The sequence below is a fragment of the Novacetimonas hansenii JCM 7643 genome (assembly GCF_000964405.1).
Lineage (GTDB): Bacteria > Pseudomonadota > Alphaproteobacteria > Acetobacterales > Acetobacteraceae > Novacetimonas > Novacetimonas hansenii.
Genome location: NZ_BANE01000153.1, coordinates 1 through 2,027, shown reverse-complemented (window position 1 = coordinate 2,027; position 2,027 = coordinate 1). Strand labels below are relative to the sequence as shown.

The following is a 2,027-nucleotide window of genomic DNA, read 5'->3' as shown; positions in this document are numbered from 1 at the left end:
CAGCAAGGCATTGTCAAGCTTGAAAAACTTTCGGATCGGGCTCTCAGTGGCAGGGCGGCGATAATCCCCCCTATTATCTTGGATCAAAACTTCTGGCCTGGCTGGCTCCTCCTTCTGCTGGCCCTGTTGAGGAAGTTCCGGTTGACGCTCCGACTGACGTTCCTTTGCCAGTCGAGGATGAAATGCGTGGACGCAGTGTCCTGCTGAAACAGATTCAGGAAGCCCGGAAAATTATTGAACGCCATCAACCAAAGTCACTGGCGGTTCTGGGTGGGGACTGTCTTGTCTCGCTCGTGCCTTTTTCGTGGCTTTCAGAACGTTATGGTGACAGGCTGGGGGTGCTCTGGATTGATACCCATCCAGACGTTCAGACCCCAAAGCAGTATACGAACGCACATGCACACGTTCTGGGGGCTCTGTTAGGCCATGGCGACCCCGACCTGACGAAAGCAGTGACAAGGCCGGTTCCTGCAAAGAATGTGATGATTGCGGGCATCCACGATCCACTTCCGTTCGAAGCCCAGTTCATTGCGGATCATGGATTGCGGACATGTTCACCCCAGCAGGTGCGTGATGGCGCACAGCCGGTCATGGAATGGCTAAAAGACAGTCAGATCGAAGTGCTTGCCATTCATCTGGATCTGGATGTGCTGGATCCGCACAACTTCCGTTCTTTACTGTTTGCAAAACCGGGTCGGGGCAAGCATGATTTTGGAGACGTTGCCGAGGGAAAACTCAATATTCCTGATGTTCTGAAACTCATTCAGGAAGTGACGACCGAAAAAGAAGTGGTCGGTATGACGATTGCCGAGCACATGCCCTGGGATGCGCTAAACCTACAGGAAATGCTCAAACAGCTTCCTCTTATCGGCGGTTAAACCATCGCCCGAGAAAGCCTGTATTTTCGAAGACAGGCTTTCTCATTTTACTTTCATTTCCTCGACGAACAGCGACAGAGGCATCGAATGGCGATGGTGTCGGGGGTAGAAGAGATGAAACCCCAGATGCGTCGGACAGAAGGGTTCCAGAACTGATATCAGTTTGCCATTCTGGATGTGTTCCTCTGCAACAATTTTAGGGATGTAGGCGAGGCCGATGCCGTCCAGGCAGGCATCTCGTGCACCGAATACATTATTGCATACAAATTGGCCGACAGGCTGAAACTTCAGGTCTTTTCCCTTCTGTCTGAAACGCCAGGGATAAATCTTTCCGTGGGTTGGCAGGCGAACACCGATACAGTTGTGCTCTTGCAGACGGGCCGGAGTTTTGGGGAGGGCATGGCTTTTGAAATAGGTCGGAGCCCCAACAACTGCAAATTGGATGTCAGGCGATACAGGCACTGAAATCATCCCCTGTGTCACCAGTTCTCCAAGGCGCACGCCAGCGTCGAAGCCCTCATCCACAATATCAATCAGGCGCAGATCTGTTGAGATCTCCAAGGAGATTTCTGGGTAGTTCTTTAGAAAATCTGCAATGCGAGGTCGAAGAAAGAAGCCCAGAGATTCATCTGTTACGGTGATCCGCAGATTGCCTCTGGGACATTTGCGGAATTCATCGAGGCTAGCCATCCGGTTCTCGATTTCGTCGAAAAGCGGCTGAATATTTTGCAGCAGATAGTCTCCCGCAGGCGTGGGAACGACACGCCGTGTTGTTCTCGTCAGAAGGGTGACGCCCAGTCGCTCTTCCAGAAGACGCATGGTGTGGCTTATTGCAGAGGGCGTAACACCTCTGCGGGCCGCCGCCTTTGTAAAGCTCCGTTCTTGGGCAACCGCCAGAAAAGAAAGTAGTTCGCTGAAATTTTCTCGTGACACTTGCTGACCTGAATGCTGTTTTTATCACTTAATCACCAATGATGATCTTAACGATAAATGCTTTGGGGATCATAGTTTATCTCGCTTTGAATATCTAGTATTTACCCTTTGATTTTAATTTGATAGACAGATTTTCCATCCCTCCTGCACAATAAGAGAAATAATTTTTCCCTACGGCGTGTCGTCAGTTAAGCAGGATGATGATTGAGGCGAATT

At 50.5% G+C, this 2,027-nt stretch carries 2 protein-coding genes; one reads left to right on the top strand and one right to left on the bottom strand.

Annotation, left to right across the window (positions count from 1 at the left end):
- Nucleotides 1-92 precede the first annotated feature (92 nt).
- Nucleotides 93-878, top strand: coding sequence for an arginase family protein (locus B7G66_RS10875; RefSeq protein WP_369523735.1), 786 nt, complete (start codon nt 93-95; stop codon nt 876-878).
- 42 nt (nt 879-920) lie between these two features.
- Here the strand turns inward: B7G66_RS10875 and B7G66_RS10870 are convergent, their stop codons facing one another.
- Nucleotides 921-1,811 (bottom strand): LysR family transcriptional regulator, encoded by an 891-nt coding sequence (locus tag B7G66_RS10870; protein WP_040510639.1) that lies wholly within the window; start codon nt 1,809-1,811, stop codon nt 921-923.
- Nucleotides 1,812-2,027 lie beyond the last annotated feature (216 nt).